At 66.1% G+C, this 16,991-nt stretch carries 14 protein-coding genes; 7 read left to right on the forward strand and 7 right to left on the reverse strand.

The window, feature by feature from the left end; translation table 11 throughout:
• The first annotated feature begins 44 nt into the window (after window positions 1-44).
• A complete protein-coding gene (locus AC1DCU_RS16430; protein ID WP_313446512.1) occupies window positions 45-638 on the forward strand; it encodes a hypothetical protein in 594 nt (197 codons plus the stop codon).
• Between the two features lie 106 nt (window positions 639-744).
• Here the strand turns inward: AC1DCU_RS16430 and AC1DCU_RS16435 are convergent, their stop codons facing one another.
• Window positions 745-1,911: a PQQ-dependent sugar dehydrogenase gene (locus tag AC1DCU_RS16435; protein WP_059065755.1), complete on the reverse strand. Its 1,167-nt coding sequence runs from the start codon at window positions 1,909-1,911 to the stop codon at window positions 745-747.
• Window positions 1,912-2,083: 172 nt separating this feature from the next.
• Here AC1DCU_RS16435 and yiaA point away from each other — a divergent pair, with 172 nt between their 5' ends.
• Window positions 2,084-2,536: an inner membrane protein YiaA gene (gene yiaA / locus AC1DCU_RS16440; RefSeq protein ID WP_025878247.1), complete on the forward strand. Its 453-nt coding sequence runs from the start codon at window positions 2,084-2,086 to the stop codon at window positions 2,534-2,536.
• Window positions 2,537-2,643: 107 nt separating this feature from the next.
• On the opposite strand, the gene AC1DCU_RS16445 is transcribed toward yiaA, so the two are convergent.
• From AC1DCU_RS16445 to AC1DCU_RS16470, 6 genes are all read right to left on the reverse strand, one after another.
• Window positions 2,644-2,991 (reverse strand): hypothetical protein, encoded by a 348-nt coding sequence (locus AC1DCU_RS16445; protein WP_025878246.1) that lies wholly within the window; start codon window positions 2,989-2,991, stop codon window positions 2,644-2,646.
• An 82-nt stretch (window positions 2,992-3,073) separates the two neighbouring features.
• Complete coding sequence (locus AC1DCU_RS16450; RefSeq protein ID WP_033830177.1) at window positions 3,074-4,375, reverse strand: APC family permease; 1,302 nt, start codon at window positions 4,373-4,375, stop codon at window positions 3,074-3,076.
• Window positions 4,372-5,136 carry a L,D-transpeptidase family protein gene (locus tag AC1DCU_RS16455; protein ID WP_313446510.1) on the reverse strand — a complete coding sequence of 255 codons (765 nt, stop codon included), beginning with the start codon at window positions 5,134-5,136 and terminating at the stop codon, window positions 4,372-4,374. Before AC1DCU_RS16455 ends, AC1DCU_RS16450 begins: the two co-directional genes overlap by 4 nt.
• A 12-nt stretch (window positions 5,137-5,148) precedes the next feature.
• Complete coding sequence (locus tag AC1DCU_RS16460; RefSeq protein WP_313115802.1) at window positions 5,149-5,997, reverse strand: MurR/RpiR family transcriptional regulator; 849 nt, start codon at window positions 5,995-5,997, stop codon at window positions 5,149-5,151.
• A gap of 400 nt (window positions 5,998-6,397) precedes the next feature.
• Complete coding sequence (locus AC1DCU_RS16465) at window positions 6,398-7,492, reverse strand: dipeptide epimerase (protein WP_025878242.1); 1,095 nt, start codon at window positions 7,490-7,492, stop codon at window positions 6,398-6,400.
• On the reverse strand, window positions 7,493-8,938 hold the full coding sequence (locus AC1DCU_RS16470; protein WP_442251943.1) for an SH3 domain-containing protein: 1,446 nt from the start codon (window positions 8,936-8,938) through the stop codon (window positions 7,493-7,495).
• A 132-nt stretch (window positions 8,939-9,070) separates the two neighbouring features.
• Between AC1DCU_RS16470 and AC1DCU_RS16475 the strand changes: the two genes are divergently transcribed.
• From AC1DCU_RS16475 to AC1DCU_RS16495, 5 genes are all read left to right on the forward strand, one after another.
• Window positions 9,071-10,543: a transglutaminase-like domain-containing protein gene (locus AC1DCU_RS16475; RefSeq protein ID WP_442251942.1), complete on the forward strand. Its 1,473-nt coding sequence runs from the start codon at window positions 9,071-9,073 to the stop codon at window positions 10,541-10,543.
• A gap of 50 nt (window positions 10,544-10,593) precedes the next feature.
• Window positions 10,594-13,617, forward strand: coding sequence for a TonB-dependent receptor (locus AC1DCU_RS16480; protein WP_442251941.1), 3,024 nt, complete (start codon window positions 10,594-10,596; stop codon window positions 13,615-13,617).
• Window positions 13,618-13,672: 55 nt separating this feature from the next.
• The gene (locus AC1DCU_RS16485; RefSeq protein WP_442251940.1) at window positions 13,673-15,226 is read left to right on the forward strand and encodes a serine hydrolase domain-containing protein; all 1,554 of its coding nucleotides are present in this window, start codon (window positions 13,673-13,675) and stop codon (window positions 15,224-15,226) included.
• Window positions 15,159-15,872, forward strand: coding sequence for a M15 family metallopeptidase (locus AC1DCU_RS16490; protein ID WP_442251939.1), 714 nt, complete (start codon window positions 15,159-15,161; stop codon window positions 15,870-15,872). Before AC1DCU_RS16485 ends, AC1DCU_RS16490 begins: the two co-directional genes overlap by 68 nt.
• A gap of 595 nt (window positions 15,873-16,467) precedes the next feature.
• Window positions 16,468-16,839 carry a hypothetical protein gene (locus AC1DCU_RS16495; protein WP_059065767.1) on the forward strand — a complete coding sequence of 124 codons (372 nt, stop codon included), beginning with the start codon at window positions 16,468-16,470 and terminating at the stop codon, window positions 16,837-16,839.
• The last annotated feature ends 152 nt before the right edge of the window (window positions 16,840-16,991 follow it).

Raw genomic sequence — 16,991 nt, forward strand, 5'->3', positions numbered from 1 at the left:
CGGCCCGGCGCTACCATCGGAGCCTGATCCGATGGAGACCGCGCATGCGCACGATGGCCTACCTTGTTCCTGTCCTGTTGCTGGCAGCGTGCTCGCAGCCGGCACCGCCGCCCGAACCTGCCGCCGATGCGCCTCCGCCGATGACGGGCGCGACGCCGGCCGAGGCGGCCGCCAGCACCACGCCCGATGCCGTCGCCGCGCCACAGGCTGCGGCGGAGCACGCCAAGGATACGGCTGCGACGCCGGCCGATGCTGCCAACCCCGCAGCACCTGCGGCGGCAGACGACGCCCGCGCGCGCATCGAGACGCTGCTCGGCGATGCGGCGCAGTATGAAAAAGTATTCACTGCCTTCAAGACCGCAGTGGTCGGTGGCGATCGCGCGGCGGTGGTTGAAGAAGTGCGTTTCCCGCTGAACATCAGCGGTGGCAGGAAGATCACCGGGCCCGGTGAATTCCAGCGCAACTACGAAAAGATCATCACCCCGGCGGTGGTCAAGGCGGTGTCCGCGCAGGACTTCGGCACGGTGTTCGTCAACCAGCAGGGCGTGATGATCGGCGATGGCCAGGTCTGGCTGACCGGCGAGTGCCTGGACAAGGCCTGCACGCGCACCGAGGTGAAGGTCGGCACCATCCAGTAACGAAAACGGCCCCGTATGCAGGGCCGTTCCAGATCGGTAGTGCCGGCCGCTGGCCGGCAACCAGGGCTCCTGCAGGTGCCGGCCAGCAGCCGGCACCACCCGGCCGTCAGGCCTTCGGCGTGAGCTTCAGCAGCCGTGCCTTGCTGCCGTCTTCCAGCAGCCACAGTGCGCCGTCCGGGCCCTGTTCCACTTCGCGGATGCGCTCGCCCATGTTGAAGCGTTCGGCCTCGCGCGCGCTGTCGCCGTCGAAGGCAACCCGCACCAGCGAGGTGGACGACAAGCCACCGATGAAGGCGCTGCCCTTCCACTGCGGGAACAGGCTGCCGCTGTAGAACATCAGGCCGGCCGGGGAAATGACCGGGTTCCAGGTCACCTTCGGTGCGGCGAACTCCGGGCGGGTGTCATGGTCGGGAATCGGACGGCCGTCGTAGTGGTCGCCGTTGGACACGATCGGGTAGCCGTAGTTGGCACCGCGCACGATCAGGTTCAGCTCATCGCCGCCGGCCGGGCCCATCTCCTGCGCCCACAGCTTGCCATTGGCATCGAAGGCGATGCCCAGCACGTTGCGGTGGCCGAGCGACCACACCTGCGCGGCCACGCCGCCCTGCGAGGCGAACGGATTGTCGGCCGGCAGGCTGCCGTCGTCGTTGAGGCGGATGATCTTGCCCAGGTTGCCGCTCATGTCCTGCGCAGGATCGAACTTCTGCCGTTCGCTCGAACTGATCCACAGCTTGCCGTCCGGGCCGAAGGCCAAGCGGTGGCCGTAGTGGCCTTCGCCGCTGACCTTCGGCGTCTGCCGCCAGATCACCTTCAGGTCCTTCAGCTGGCCGCCACCGTTGGCATCGAGGGCGAGGGTGGCACGGGCCACGGCCGCGCCGCGCGTGTCCAGCGTGCCTTCCTCGGCGTAGCTGACGTACACCACATGGTTGCGGGCGAAATCCGGATGCAGGATGACGTCGCCGAACCCACCCTGGCCGCCGTAGGCGACCTTCGGCACACCGGTGATCTCATGTTTTTGGCCGCTGGCCAGGTCCAGGTGCTGCAGCTTGCCGCGCTTTTCGGTGACCAGCAGGCTGCCATCGGGCAGGAAGGTCATCGCCCACGGCTGGTCGAACCGGCTGACCTCGGTGGCGGTGAAGGGACGTTGGTCTGCGCTGGCCGCGGCGGTCGCCGGGGCCTTCTGGCCAGACGCATCAGGGCCGGCCGCGTTGCAGGCGGTGGTGGCGAGGATCGGCAGCAGGCCGAGGGCGAGCAGCAGGGGCGTGCGGGTCATGGGTATCTCCAGCGGAAGGGGATGCGGATGGCCAGGCTCTCCCTTGTATACCACCGGGGCGGTGACGGTCGTGGCCCGAAGGTCCTGCTCCCCCCTGTGCGGCATGGCGCGGATCGTCTAGGGTGTTGTCGCCCGGGCAAAGCATTGCCCGCCTGTCTGCCAAGGACCTGCAATGAACGCACCCCTCATCCATCGACCCTCGCCCGCCTTCATCGCCGCCTCGTGGGTGGCCCTGCTGCTGGGCGCGGTGGCCTACCTGGTCGGCCTGTTCAATGCCGAGATGCCGCTGAACGAGAAGGGCTATTACCTGACCCTGCTGCTGTTCGGCCTGTTTGCGGCGGTATCGCTGCAGAAGAGCGTGCGTGACCGCGTCGAGGCCATTCCGGTGAGCGGCCTGTACTACGCGCTGTGCTGGTTCGCACTGCTGTCGGCGCTGTTGCTGCTGCTGGTCGGCCTGTGGAACGCCACCCTGGTGCTGAGCGAAAAGGGCTTCTACGGCATGGCATTCGCGCTGTCGCTGTTTGGCGCGGTGGCGGTGCAGAAGAACACCCGCGACCTGATTGCCGCCAACGCGGCCGAGCCCAAGCGCGCTTCGTCGATCCCGCCGCTGCCGGAACAGGAATGACCGGCTGAGGCAGCGCCGAGCGCCTGCCCGGCCCAGGCCTGCAACGCAGAAGGCGCCGAGCAGGGGCTCGGCGCTACTGGGCCTGCATCAGTCAACTGCTGGAGGGGTCAACCGTGGCGCGTCAGCCGCGGATCGGCTACATGGGCTTCATCCCAACCGCGGCGGACAGCGGCGCGGGCCTGATCCCATTCCAGGCGGCTCTTGCCGCGCTCCGTCGCCCAGCGGGACTGCAACTCCGCTTCGACCTGTTCGTAGGCGCGGATCACCTGATCGGCGCGGGTTTCGTTGAAACGTGCTGCGTGGCCGATCTGATAGGCCGGCTCGTAGTCATCGAACAGCAGGCTGGCGTCGTAATACGGTTCGGCGCTGTAGCGGTCGCGCCAGTAGTCGGAAATGGCCTCGCGCGGGGTGCTGTCTTCCGGTACGCGGCCGGGGATCTGGTAATCGGGGCTCATGGACAGAAGGCTCCGTAGTGGACGAAGCCTGATCGTGCCCATCGGCCGGTTAACGCGCCGGACCGGCAGCGTGATCGGCAGGTCAATCAGCAGCGGCATCCTTGCGCGGCAGCTTGTAGATCACCGCGCCAACGGCGAAGGCGACCAGCGCCGCGACGATGTTCTGCCAGCTGGCACTGGCAAACAGGGCCACGCACAGCAGCAGGGCCAGCACCGGAATCAACGGGCCGCCGGGCAGCTTCAGCGCGCCGGGACGGTCGGCATAGCGCTTGGCCAGTACCAGCACTGCGGCGGCCGTGCCGATGTAGGCGAACAGTCGTGTGGTCATCGACAGCAGTGCCAGCTGCACGAACGACCCGGACAGCGCCAGGCCGAGGGCGATCAGGCCCTGGCAGAAGATCGCCGCGGCCGGGGTACGGAAGCGCGGGTGCACCTGCGCCAGCACCTTCGGGCCGTAGCCATCGCGGGCCAGGGCGAACAGGAAGCGCGGGCCCATCATCATCGTGTTGCTGTTGGTGCCGAGGATGGAGATGGTCGCGCCCACGGTGAGGATCAGCGCCAGCGCCTCGCCGCCGAAGCTGGAGGCCGCATCGGCCAGTGGCGTGGCCGAGTTGGCCAGGCCGGGCAGCGTGCCCTGCGCCACGATCTGCACCGCCGCGTAGATCACGGTGACGGTGACGATCATGGTGATCAGCGCGAACGGGATGTCGCGGCGTGGGTTGCGGTATTCACCGGCTGCGGCCGGAATGTTCTCGAACCCGGCGTAGGCATACAGCAACAGCAGCGCCGCCTCGCCCATGCGCTGCAGGTCGTGCGGGTCCGGGCGCTGGCCGGAGAAGGCCAGCTGTGGGTCGATGTAGAACGCGCCGATGGCCACGAACAACAGCAGCGGCAGCATCTTGCCGATCACCAGCACGATGCCGGTGCGGGCGGCCGAACGCACGCCGATGATGTTCACCCCGGTGAGGAAACCGAGCGAGACAACGATGATCGCGATACGGCCCATGCCTGCGCCTGCCCACGGCCAGAACCGCGCCACAGCGTCGGCCAGCGCATTGCTGAGCGCTGCGGCCGAGCTGATGCGGGTCAGCCAGATCATCCAGCCGATCTCGAAACCGGCGAAGCGGCCAAAGGCTTCGCGCGCGTACAGGTAGCTGCCACCAGGTTCATCGAAATAGCTGGCCGCCTGCGCGTAGCACAGCACCAGCAGGGCGACGACGATGCCGGCGGCGACCACGCCCCACAGGCTGAAGGGACCGAGCAGGGCGACCGTGGCCGCCGGCAGCAGGTAGATGCCGCTGCCGACCACATCGTTGATGGACAGGCCGACGATCTGCCAGCGGCTGACCGCGCGCTGCAGTTGGGGTTCGTCGGCGGCGCTCAACGTACGGCTCCTTCAAGCGCGGGCAGTTTCCACTGTGCCTGCAGGCGCTGGTATTCGGCCCTTGGCAACAGGACGAAGCGTGGCGTGTCCTGCGGGTGCAGCCAGTCCAGCAACGCCTGCATGCGCACCTCTGGCATCGCAGTGCAGCCAGCGGTGGCCTCGCCGGGCTGGCGCCACAGATGGGCGAAGATGCAGCTGCCCTTGCCGGGTTGGTTGTCCGGGTTGTGCGCGATCACGAAGCCTTCCCGGTAACGCACGTCACCCTGGTTGTGCAGGTCCAGCCGCATCGGTTCGGTGGAACCGGCTATGGCGGCGCTGCCCACCTTCTTCGCATCGACGATGCGGTTGTAGAACGGCGATGCTGGCACGTCCATGCAGTAGCTGCTCTCGAGCATCGGCTGATAGGTCATCGCCGTGCCGGGCCGGGTGATGGCATAGCCGAACGCGCTGCCCAGCGCGAACACACCGGCCGGACTGCGGCCATCGCCCTCCTGTTTCTGCGGACCGCCGGTCTGGGCAGGATGCAGGCCCAGGCCCCAGGCACTGCCGGTGCGACCCAGTGCCACCGGGAAGGCCTGGCCGTGCCTGCGCCAGTGCTTGCCGTCGCGCACGAAGGCCTGCAGCTGGCCCTGCGTGCTGTCCCAGGTCTCGCTGGTGACCACGATCAGTTGGCGAGCGTTGTCCAGCGGGGCAGCGTGGAGAGCAGCTGCGGCAACGAGCAGCAGCGCGGCAGATGCAAGGCGGGCCAGCAGCAGGTTCATCGGGCGCTCCGGTCAGGAATCCAGCAGGTGGTCGATCCGTTCCAGGTTCACCGCCAGCTGCTGCTGGCGATCCGGATTGGCGTGGCAGAGCAGCACGAACAGGAAATCGAGCAGGGCATGCATGGCGCTACGGTACAGCAGCTGCGCCACCTGCGGCGCGCGGTCGTGCGCGCACACCACCAGTGCCGCATCGGCATGCGCACGCAGCGGGTTGGCGGTGTGGCGGGTGATCGACACCACCTTGCCGCCCATGTCCTGGAACTGGCGCGACAGCTGCGAAAGCTGTGGCAACTTGCCGAACTCGGAGAACATCAGCAGCACATCGCCCGGGCGCGCGGCGGACAGGTTGGCCAGCATCAGGATCGGATCGGTATGCGGCACCACCAGCAGGCCGAGCAGCGACAGCCGCATGGCGAATTCGCGCGCGTACAGGCCGTCGTCACCCAGGCCGTATACAAACAGCTTGGGCGCGCAGTCGAGCAGCTGCACGATGCGCTCGATCTCCTCGCGTGGGTTGGCCTGGCGGGTTTCTTCCTCGGCCTGGGCCTTGCTGCGGCGCAGGGCGTCGCCCAGGCGCAGGTAGTCATCGCTGATGTCCGGTTCGGCGGGCGCCTGCTGTGGGTCGGCACCGGCGCGGGCGACGTCCTCGCCGATGGAATATTTCAGGTCCGGGTAGCCCTTGAAGCCGAGCTTCTGGCTGAACTTGACCACGCTGGACTGGCTGATGCCCAGCGCGCTGGCCAGCTGCTGCGAGGAGTAGTCGCGCAGCAGGTGCGCGTTGTCGAGGATGAAGTCGGCGATGCGGCGTTCGATGGCCGACATCTGCCCGCGCTCGGTGCGGATTTTCAGCAGGGGCGGCATGCGGGGCGTCCGGGCATGTGTAGGCGCGTTGCGGTTGGTTGCGTAGAGCGGATTATGGGGTGGGTCGGGCGGGTGCCAGCCGCGAAGGGGTTACGGAGTGGAGCAAAAGCAGGAGCAAGGACATCCACGCATGGCGTGGATCTACCCGGAGCTGCAGTTGAGTCCGCCTTCAAGCGAGCCGAGCACCGCAGGTCCGGCGAGGGCGAAGAGGCGCGGGTGTCTGAGCGCAGCGAGTTCCGCGCCGTCCCTCGGCGGACCGAGGAGCGCAGGGCACCGGCGTGCGCAGCACGTCGGCTCGCGGCCGGCGGAGCGTTTCTTTTGGTTACTTTTCTTTTCGCGAAAAGAAAAGTAACGCCCGACCCAACGTCAGTTGTACGCCAAGCCAGCCGCAAGGCAGAAATCAACCCAGCATCTCCAACCCCCGCACTTCGGTAATGCCCAACCCCGGCACATCGCTGATGCTGATCTCCGACTCGTTGAAGCGCACCCCGCCGCTGACCGGATCGAACTGCCCCAGCGAGGGGCCATCCAGGTCGACCTTGGTGATCACATCGCTCTTGGCTACCGCCAGGTGCACCGCTGCGGCCACGCTGATGCTGGATTCGATCATGCAGCCGATCATGCACGGCACGCCGTAGATGCCGGCGATGTCGGCAATGCGGATTGCGTTGGACAGGCCACCGGTTTTCATCAGCTTGATGTTGATGATGTCGGCGGCGCGCTGTTGGATCAGGTCCATCACCTGGCTCGGGCTGAACACGCTCTCGTCGGCCATCACCGGGGTGTTGACCCGATCGGTCACGTACTTCAGGCCGCTGATGTCGGCGGCCTTGACTGGCTGCTCCAGCAGTTCCAGCACCACACCTGCATCTTCCAGCGTGCGCATCGCATGTACCGCCTGCTTGGCAGTCCAGCCCTGGTTGGCATCCAGGCGCAGCAGCGCACGGCCTTCGACGGCGGCATGGATCGCCTTGACCCGCTCGATGTCCACGCCGATGTCCTTGCCGACCTTGATCTTCAGCGACTCGAAGCCGCGTTCGATCGCCGACAGCGAATCGGCCACCATCTTATCGATGTAGTCCACGCTGATGGTGATGTCGGTGGTGATCACCGGGTCGCCACCACCGAGCATCTGGTACAGCGGCGCGCCATGCAGCTGCGCCCACAGGTCGTACAGGGCGATCTCCACCGCCGCCTTGGCGCTGGTGTTGCGCTCCATCGCGGTCTGCACCAGCGTGCACAGGCGGTTGAGGTTGACCACCTCCTGGCCGATCAAGCGCGGGGCAATGAAGTGCCGGATCGCTTCGATGATCGAGCCGTGGGTGTCACCGGTGATCACCGCGGTGGCAGGCGCCTCGCCGTAGCCGGTGTGGCCGCTGTCGGTGCGGATCAGCACCACCACGTCCTCCACGGTTTCCACCGTGCGCAGCGCGGTCTTGAAAGGGGTCTTCAGCGGCACGCGCAGCATGCCCAGTTCGATGGCGGTGATCTTCATTCAGGGGTTCTTGGCACGCAGGCGTTGGATGTTGGTGATGCGATCGATGTAGCGGACGCTGTCGCTGGCCATCATCGGCTCCAGCGGGGTGACCGATACGCCATTGAGGTGGGCCTGCACACGCTTGCCGTCGGCGCCGAACCAGCTGCCGCCCGCGGTATCGTGGATCACCCAGGTGCGGCCATCGACGTGGCCGATGGCCATCATCACGTGGCCGGGGATGTAGACCAGGTCACCCACCTGCAGATCGGTGACAGCGCGGTCGCGCACGGCCTTGCCGTCCTTGGCGGTGAACGGCAAGCGGTCCAGCGCGGGACTGACCGCCTGTGCGCTGGTATTGCGTGGCAGCAGCACACCGAAGCTGCGGTAGATCTCGGAGACGAAACCACTGCAGTCGCGGGTGTCGTAGTCGTGGCCCCAGCCGTAGCGCTCGCCGAGGAACTTGAACGCTTGCTGCAGCAGCAGGCGCGGGGTCAGCGGCAGGTAGTCGGCGGCAGTGTCCTGCGAGCGCGGCAGCAGCGCCGGCATCAGCTTCAGGCGGCCATCGGCCTCGCGCACCGGCAGCTGCACCACCCACGAGGCGTGCGCCTGTTGCCCGTTCACCGGCTCGGCGGCGGGCCAGTCGGCCAACACCGGCAGGCGCACGCCCATGTCCAGCTGCAGGCGCGAGACACGCGGTTCCTCGGGTGTGTAGGCAGTGTGCGCTGTGGCAGCGGTGACGACGCGGTACGGCCCCTTCGCGCCGTAGCCGAGCACCGTGGCCCTGTCACCGCTGGCCACCGCGTCGGCTTCGATCCATGCGCTGTAGCGCTCGCTGTGCACGAACAACCAGCGGCCGTCGGTGCTGCGGTGGACGACGGCAACCTTGTCGCCGGGGAACAGTGCCGACTCCTGGAAGCGGTCGATGTCGGTATCGCCGACGGTGCTGAAGACACGCTGGCGGGTTGGGAAGGTGCGCAGCGCAGCGCGCTTCACCACCAGGGCGTAGTCCGGCGACACCTGCCCCGGAACTGCATCGAGACCGAGGTTGGCTTCGATCGCGCTGCGCACGTCCGGTGCGATGGCGCGGCCCCTGTCGTCATACAGCGCCCGCGTGGGCCAGCTCGACAGCGTGGTGATGCTGTCACGCACCTGTGCCGAGCTGAGCTGCGCAGGCAGGGTGGCGATGTCCTGGATGTGCTTGTCCTGCGCGCGCATCCGTGCGTTCTGCGCCTCGATCTGCGCGCGGTCCAGGATAGGTGCGTCGGCATTGTCCAGCCGTGCCGCCCAGTAGTCTGCGGTGAGGTAGGCCTCGTGCAGGCCGATCACGTAAGGCAGCGGGGCGCCGGGGTCGGGTACAGGCGTGGCCGCCTGGGTGAATGCGGGTGCGCCCAGCAGGCCCAGGGCCAGTGCCAAGGTCAACCGGTGCGGCCAGTGCCGACGCGGTTCGCGGGAAGCCAGGATCATGCGCTGCACACCCTCCTCGAATGCCTGTTGGAATATTTATTCCTTTCGGCCCCGAAAGCAAGAATAAATTATTGACCGGTCTTCCGGCCCGTGTTACACAGCCGTTACCACCCGCGCTTGGGAAGTGTCGCTGTGGATCCTGCCGTTCGCAAACCGTCTCTGCCTGCCGCTGCCGGCCTGTGTGCCGCGCTGCTGCTGTGGGCGTCGGCGGCACCGGCCGCGGATCCGCGCAGCGCCACTGAACGCGAACGGGAAACCCAGCTGATCGATCTGGTCGACAGCGGTCGTTTCAGCGATGCCGATGCGTTGCTGGCGACCGCTGGCGATGCTGCCGAAAGCGCGTTCCAGCGCGAGCGCATGCGCCGCATCAGACTGGATTTCTCCCTTGACCAAGCCGCAGCCAAAGCAGCGGTACGCCGCTGGATTCCCGACCTGACCAACGAGGAATTCGCGCGCTGGGACCAGCTTGGCCTGATCGAGCATCTCGACATCGATGGCACGCGCTGGTACTTCAAGCGCGCACCATCGAACCTGTTCCTGCTCAGCGATGAAGCACGTGCACGCCGCCGCGCGGATGCGCCGATGCCGGCGCCGGGCCCCAACGAGGTGCTCAACGCGCATCACGCGCGCGTGGTTGCCGCCGCCGAACAGAGCGGCATGGCATCCGTGCTGCCGCAGCGCATCGAATTCACCCAATCGTTGACGGTCAAGGCGGATGCCGTACCGGCCGGCGAAACCGTACGTGCCTGGATTCCGTACCCGCGCGAGATTCCCGGCCAGCAGGAGCGCGTGCAGTGGATCGGCAGTGCACCAGGCAAGGCTCGAGTCGCCCCGGCCAGCACCCAGCAGCGCACCGCCTACCTGGAAGCCAAGGCGGTGGCCGGGCAGCCGACGTACTTTGAAATCCGCTACGCGGTGACGATCTTCGCGCGCCGCACGGCAATCGATGTGACAAAGGTGCAGGCTACGCCGGATGATCCAGCATTGAAGCCCTATCTGGCCGAGCAGCTGCCGCACGTGCGCTTCACGCCGGCGCTGAAGCTGTTCTCCGAGCAGGTGCTGCAGGGCGAGACGCGCCCGTATGAAGTGGTACGCAAGCTGTTCGCCGCGGTCGACCGCATTCCATGGGCCGGTGCGCGCGAGTACTCGACCCTCAGCAACATCAGCGACTACGCGTTGCGCGCCGGTCATGCCGATTGCGGGCAACAGACACTGCTGTTGATCGCCCTGCTGCGCATGAACGGCATTCCCGCGCGCTGGCAATCGGGCATGGTGTTCTCCGACGATGGCAGCGGCTACAACAACCTGCACGACTGGGGCCAGGTCTACCTGGCGCCCTATGGCTGGCTGCCGATGGATGTGACCACCGGCGTGTTGGCCAGCGACACGCCCGCGCTGCGTGACTTCTACCTCGGTGGCCTCGATGGCTACCGCATCGCCTTCAACGACGATTTCGGCCAGGCGTTCGCGCCGGCCAAACAGCACTACCGCTCGGAAACGGTCGACTCGCAGCGCGGCGAGGCCGAGTGGTCAGGCGGCAACCTGTACTTCGACCAATGGAGCTACGACTTCCAGTGGCGGGTACTGCCAGCCGGGCAACGCTAGCGCGACACACCACCCCACCACCATTCAATTCTTGCAGGAGAGAGCAGGGGATGAAGGCTTACAACATCAAGCGGGCGGCCTTGTGCGTCGCCCTCGGCGCGTGTCTGGGCATCATGCTGCCCACCACGGCCACGGCCCAGAACGTGTCGGGTGCCGTTGCCGGCCGCGCCACCGCGGGCGACCAGATCACCGTCGTCAATGCCGGCACCGGCCTGACCCGGACGGTCACCGTCGGTGCCGACGGCAGCTACCGCCTCGGCCAGCTGCCGGTGGGTGACTATCGGCTGCAGCTCAGCCGCGATGGCCAGACCTTGGGCGAACAGGTGGCGGTAAGCGTCGCTGTCGGCGGCACCACGACCGTCAACCTGGCCAGTGGCGGCGGCGTCACCAACCTCGATGCACTGCAGGTGGTCGGTACCCGCGTGATCAACCGGGTGGACGTCTATTCCACCGAGACCTCATTCAACATCAACCGGCAGGAAATCTCACGGCTTCCGGTGGCACAGGATCTGTCCGCCGTGGCGCTGATGGCACCGGGCGTGGTCGGCGGCAACTCGTCGTTCGGCGGCCTGTCCTTCGCCGGTTCCTCGGTGGCCGAGAACGCAGTCTTCATCAACGGCCTCAACGTTACCGACATGTACACGCGTCGCGGCTTCAGCACGGCCCCGTTCGCGTTCTTCAATGAATTCCAGGTCAAGACCGGCGGCTACTCGGTCGAGTTTGGCCGTTCCACCGGCGGCGTGATCAACGCGGTCACCCGCTCGGGCAGCAACGAGTTCAAGGGCGGCGTGGAAGTCACTGCCGAGCCCAGCGCAGGGCGCTCAAGCGGCGGTGACCATTTCCATCGCGACGGTACGCCGCATTCCTATGGCAGCCGCGACAACAACTCGTTCCTGAAGACCAATGTCTGGGGCTCTGGGCCGATCATCAAGGACAAGCTGTTCCTGTTCGCCATGTACGAGGACCGCAACGACCGCGGCCACAACACCTCGTCCGATGGCAGCACCTGGTTCAAGAACAAGTCCGGCAATGGGTTCTGGGGCACCAAGCTGGACTGGAACATCAATGACAACCACAGCCTGGCGCTGCTGGCATTCTCCGATGAAGGCGATGTCACCAATGCGTCCTACGCCTACGACTGGGATGACAACCGCCTCGGCGACTGGGGCGGTGATTCGATCACCGAGACTGGCGGCAAGAACTGGTCAGCCACCTACACCGGTCACTTCGGACAGAACTTCACCGCGCGCGCGATGGTCGGCCAGAACAACCAGCGCGCCTTCACCAACTCGTCGCTGGACCAGGCCTGCAGCCCGGTGTTCACCGACAGCACCTATGGCACCCGTCTGTCCAAGCTGCAGGGCCTGCGCGCCGGCTGCCATCCGACCGGGACCGCCGTGGCCGAGCGTGATGACACACGCGACGTGGCGCGCCTGGACTTCGAATGGCAGCTGGGAGACCACCTGCTGCGCTTCGGCGTTGACCGCGAGCTGATGACCACCGACCAGACCACCCGCTATCCCGGGCCGACCGCCTTGAGCTACACCGCCTACGTGGCGCGTCCCGGGGATGAAGTGTGGGACGGCGCCAATGCCTACGTGCCGGCCGGTGTCACCGAGATGCTGCGTGCGCGCAACCGGCAATCCGGCGGCAAGTTCGAGACCGAAGCCAATGCCTTCTACCTGGAAGACATCTGGAACATCACTCCGAACCTGATGCTGAACCTTGGCGTGCGTTGGGACCGCTTCGAAAACCGCACCGCCGCCGGCAAGGCGTTCATCAAGATGGACGATCTGATTGCGCCGCGGGTGGGCTTCTCGTGGGACATGAAGGGCGATGGCAGCACCAAGCTGTTCGGCAACGCGGGTCGTTACTACCTGCCGGTGACGAACAACATCAACGTCAACTTCGCCGGCGGCCTGACCGACGAGTACAGCTACTACGTGCTTGAGGGCTGGGAACGGAAGACCTCGCCTACCGGTTCGGCGTACATGGCGCCGGTCATCGGACAGCAGATCGGGCCGACCGACACCCGCATGAACACCGGCGGTGCCGACCTGCGGCAGAGCGTGGACAAGGACCTGAAAGCGGTCTACCAGGACGAGTACATCCTCGGTTTCCAGAACATGATCAACCAGGCCTGGTCGTGGGGCGTCAACGCCACCTACCGGCGCATGACCCGCGCACTGGATGACATCCGCATCAACTACACCCCGTGCGGACCGACGCCGAGCACGTTGTGGCCGATCGCGAACCCGGGCGAGAGCCTGACCATCTGGGGCGACAAGAGCATCGGCTGCGCCAACGAAGGCTGGATCACCATCGATACCGCCAACAGCGGCTATCGCAAGGGCGGCAGCGGCGAGGTGATCGGTTATTCCAAGCCGAAGCGTACCTACAAGGCGCTGGAATTCCAGATCGATCGCGCATGGGACGAGAAGTGGATGCTCAACGCGTCCTACCTGTGGTCCAAGAGCGAGGGCAATTTCGAAGGGCCGGTGAACTCCGATACCAACTACGGCGACACCGGCATGGTCCAGTTCTGGGATCACCCGGCTACCAATGAACGTTATGGCGTGCTGTTCAATGATTTCCGTCACCAGTTCAAGCTGCGCGCGGCGTATGCGCTGAACAAGCAGTGGTCGTTCGGCACCACGTTGCAGGTGCAGTCCGGCGGCCCGATCACCGCTTATGGCGTCATGTGGCCGAACGATTCGATCGCAGGTGGCAGCACCTCCAGTGAGGGCAGCGGTGGTGGCACCGGCTGGCTGTGCGTGGCCAACTGCTCCGGCCCCTATGACAAACGCCAGTTCGAATACAGCCCGCGTGGTGCCTTCGGTCGCCTGCCGTGGACTTGGACCATGGGCGCGAACGTGACCTGGCGCCTGCCGGTGGAGAGCATCGACCTGAGTGCCCGGCTGTCGGTGTACAACATCTTCAACAACCAGAAGACCATCAACGTGCACCAGCGTTACGAAGCCCAGCCTGGCCAGTACCGCGAGAACACCTTCGCTACCGGTACCCGCTGGCAGGCGCCGCGCTACACCCAGCTGGTGGTGACCTGGAACTTCTGATCGACGAGGATGCGCAGGGCCGGGCGTCGCCCGGCCCTGCCAATGGAGACCGGCCGTGTATCGCCTGCTGACCTTGGCCGCGTTGCTTGCCGCCACCGCCCCAGCAGGGGCGGTGGACACCGCACGCCTGGACGCCGACATCGCCTTCGTGGGCCAGCACGAGCACCTGCCGGGGCTGGCGATGGCGGTGGTCGAGGATGGCCAGGTGGTCTATCGCCACACCGAAGGGGGGCGCGGTGACGGCGGCCGCATCGATGAAGACACGCTGTTCAAGATCGCCTCCAACAGCAAGGCGATGACCGCCGCGCTGCTGGCCACGCTGGTGGAGCAGGGCAAGCTGCGCTGGGACGACCCGGTACGCCGCCATCTGCCGGCGTTCCGCATGCATGACCCCTGGGTGGGCGAACACCTGCAGGTGCGCGATCTGCTGATTCACAACAGTGGCCTCGGCCTGGGGGCCGGTGACCTGATGCTGTGGCCCGAGCCCAATGCCTTCACCCGCAGCGATGTCATCGCAGGGCTGGCACACCTGAAGCCAGTCACCAGTTTCCGCAGCGGCTACGCCTACGACAACCTGATGTACGTCGTTGCCGGTGAGGTGGCTGCGGCCGCCGGTGGCAAGCCGTATGACCAGCTGATGCGCGAGCGGGTGTTTGATCCGTTGGGGATGACCCGTTGCCAGGTGGGCGCATGGTCGGTGAAGCAGGTCGGCAATGTCGCGCAACCGCATGTGCGTCGCGATGGCCGCAATGTGGTGGCCGGTGCCGATGGAACGCTCAGCCCCGATCTGACGTCGATGGCGGCCGGTGGCATCCGCTGTTCGCTGCGCGACATGACGCGCTGGATGCAGGTGCTGCTGGACCCGGCGCTGGCACCGGCGTGGTTGGGCGCCGAGCAACGCCGCATGCTGTGGACGCTGCACATGCCGATGCCATTGGGCGAACGCCAACGCAAGTGGGACAACGCCCACTTCTATGGCTATGGGCTGGGCTGGCGGGTGTCGGACATGGACGGGCACTGGAAGGTCGCGCACACCGGTACGCTGTCGGGCATGTATTCCTCGCTGGCGCTGCTGCCGGATCGCAAGGTCGGCGTGGTGATGCTGATCAACGGCGAGGCCGAAGAAGCCCGCACCGCGTTGATGGAGTCGACGCTGAAACAGTTCACCGCGCCGGATGACGCGCAACCTGTGGGGTACTACCTGGCCGAGCTGAAGGCCGATCGTGCCGAGCGCGCCGCCACGGGAAGTCGTGCACCCTCCACCAGGGCCGCGCAACCGGCCGCCGCCACCGATCTGGCGCAATGGCAGGGGCGTTACCGCGATCCCTGGCTTGGCCCCGCCTCGCTATGCCCCACCAGCAATGGCCTGCGCTTCAGTGTGGACAAATCGCCCGCGCTGCAGGCAACAGTGAAGCAGTTGGAAGGGCGCTGGCTGTTGCAGTGGGATACGCTGGAACCCTCGGCACAGGCGTGGCTGAATCCCGATGCAGGCACGCCGACGCTGGAACTGCGCGCCATCGATCCGGAGATCGACTTCAGCTATGACTTCCAGGACCTGCATTTCACTCGTACTGGCGATTGCCCTGGCAGCGGCGGCCCACGCCGCTGAGCCACCACGCATCTCGCCCGCCACCGACGTCACTGCGGCGGGACTGGTGGAGATCCGCACGCTGTCACCGCGCATCGAGATGGACATCCGCTACGCCGGTGCCAACAACTTCACCGCTGCGCGCGTGCCCGGCTATGAGGCGCCCGCGTGTTATCTGATGGCGCCGGTGGCAAAGGCGTTGGCCGCTGTGGAAGCTGACCTGCGCGCGCAGGGTTTTGGCTTGCGTCTCTACGATTGCTATCGCCCGGTGCGCGCGGTGCAGGCGTTCATGGCCTGGGTGAGTGATCCGCAGGAACAGTCGCGCAAGGCGCTGCAGTATCCGGATCTGGACAAGCCGCAGCTGCTGAGCGACGGCTACATCGCCGAGCGCTCCGGCCACAGCCGTGGTGCCACCGTGGATCTGGGCCTGCTGGATTGCCGCAGCGGGCGCTGTACGCCGATGGACATGGGCACCGATTTCGACTTCTTCGGCCCGCGCGCGCATACGCAGACGCCCGGCCTGAATGACGCACAGAAGGGCAACCGCCAGCAGCTGGTACAGGCGATGGCACGGCGTGGTTTCGCCAACTATGCGCAGGAGTGGTGGCACTACACGCTGCAGCCCGAGCCGGACTCCGGTACCGCCTACGACGTGCCAGTGCGGTAAGGGGTTGTCGGCAGGGCTGCGCCCTGCACCCGCCGAATCGACGGCAACAGCAACAGCAACAGCAACAGCGGGCATTCCGTGGGATGGCGGGGTGGATCCGGTTGCGGGGGCCGCTGCAAGTACGTCCATGTAAGCTCGGTCGCCGCATCCATGCGGCTCACGCCCCCTCAACCGGACCCACCCCGCCTTCGACAGATTTCCGCGATCTGTCGGGAAGGCATGGCCTGCTCTTGGTGGGTGTCGACCTTGGTCGACACGGTAGGTCCACGCCATGCGTGGATGTTCTTCGTTCAATTGTCGAAATATTCGATTCGATGGAAATCCATCCACGCATGGCGTGGATCTACCACATACCGGGAACCTGTCGAAGGCGGGGCGGTGTCGGATTGCGGGGTGTCAGCCGCATGGATGCGGCTGCCAAGCCTACAAGGACGTACTTGCGGCGTCCCCGCAATCCGACACCGCCCCGCCATTCCACGGAATGCTTGCCGTTGCTTTGGCCGTTGCCGTTGCTTGCGCCCTGGCCTCTGCAGGTGCAGGGGCGCAGCCCTGCCGATACCCTTACACTGGCCGCCTTCTCCTGCGTCCCCGCCTGATGAACCTTCCCCTGCATTTCGGCCTGCTCGGTACGCTCGAGGCGGGCCTCATCGCTCTGCTGGTCGGCCTGCTGGTGTATTTCCTGTGGCACCACCTGTGCCGGGTGCTGCACTGGACCGTGGGCCATGCGATCGGCTGGTCGTGCGTGATCGCGGTGATCATCTCCGCCGGCATCGATGCCTGGAAGCTGTTTTACATGGGCATCGTGCGGCTGGAGTCGCCGCTGTATGCGCGCCTGTTCCTGTCCACCATCCACGATCCGAACGAACTGGGCAGCCGCGTGGTGCTGGAGATCGCCGGTGCGCTCTCCGGTGTTGCATTGGGATGGGTGTTGTTCAGTTCGCGGTCATCGGAAAAAACCGTCGACTGACGCAGGTTTTTCGTTCGCTGCCGGTTAAATCCTGCAGCGCTGAATGCTCGTCTTACTGTCTGCTCACTTCGCACTAACCACCGCGCTAACGCATACGTCTGCGCCAGTGGTTAACCATGCGTGTTCGAGGGAATTGCGGCGCAAAATCGATT

This window comes from Stenotrophomonas sp. 10L48 (assembly GCF_056395105.1).

Coding starts and splice junctions, on each gene's coding strand:
- AC1DCU_RS16445 (WP_025878246.1), bottom strand. CDS start 2,991: ATGAGCCCCGATTACCAGATCCCCGGCCGCGTACCGGAAGACAGCACC.
- yiaA (WP_025878247.1), top strand. CDS start 2,084: ATGAACGCACCCCTCATCCATCGACCCTCGCCCGCCTTCATCGCCGCC.
- AC1DCU_RS16430 (WP_313446512.1), top strand. CDS start 45: ATGCGCACGATGGCCTACCTTGTTCCTGTCCTGTTGCTGGCAGCGTGC.
- AC1DCU_RS16490 (WP_442251939.1), top strand. CDS start 15,159: ATGACTTCCAGGACCTGCATTTCACTCGTACTGGCGATTGCCCTGGCA.
- AC1DCU_RS16465 (WP_025878242.1), bottom strand. CDS start 7,492: ATGAAGATCACCGCCATCGAACTGGGCATGCTGCGCGTGCCGCTGAAG.
- AC1DCU_RS16435 (WP_059065755.1), bottom strand. CDS start 1,911: ATGACCCGCACGCCCCTGCTGCTCGCCCTCGGCCTGCTGCCGATCCTC.
- AC1DCU_RS16495 (WP_059065767.1), top strand. CDS start 16,468: ATGAACCTTCCCCTGCATTTCGGCCTGCTCGGTACGCTCGAGGCGGGC.
- AC1DCU_RS16455 (WP_313446510.1), bottom strand. CDS start 5,136: ATGAACCTGCTGCTGGCCCGCCTTGCATCTGCCGCGCTGCTGCTCGTT.
- AC1DCU_RS16480 (WP_442251941.1), top strand. CDS start 10,594: ATGAAGGCTTACAACATCAAGCGGGCGGCCTTGTGCGTCGCCCTCGGC.
- AC1DCU_RS16470 (WP_442251943.1), bottom strand. CDS start 8,938: ATGATCCTGGCTTCCCGCGAACCGCGTCGGCACTGGCCGCACCGGTTG.
- AC1DCU_RS16460 (WP_313115802.1), bottom strand. CDS start 5,997: ATGCCGCCCCTGCTGAAAATCCGCACCGAGCGCGGGCAGATGTCGGCC.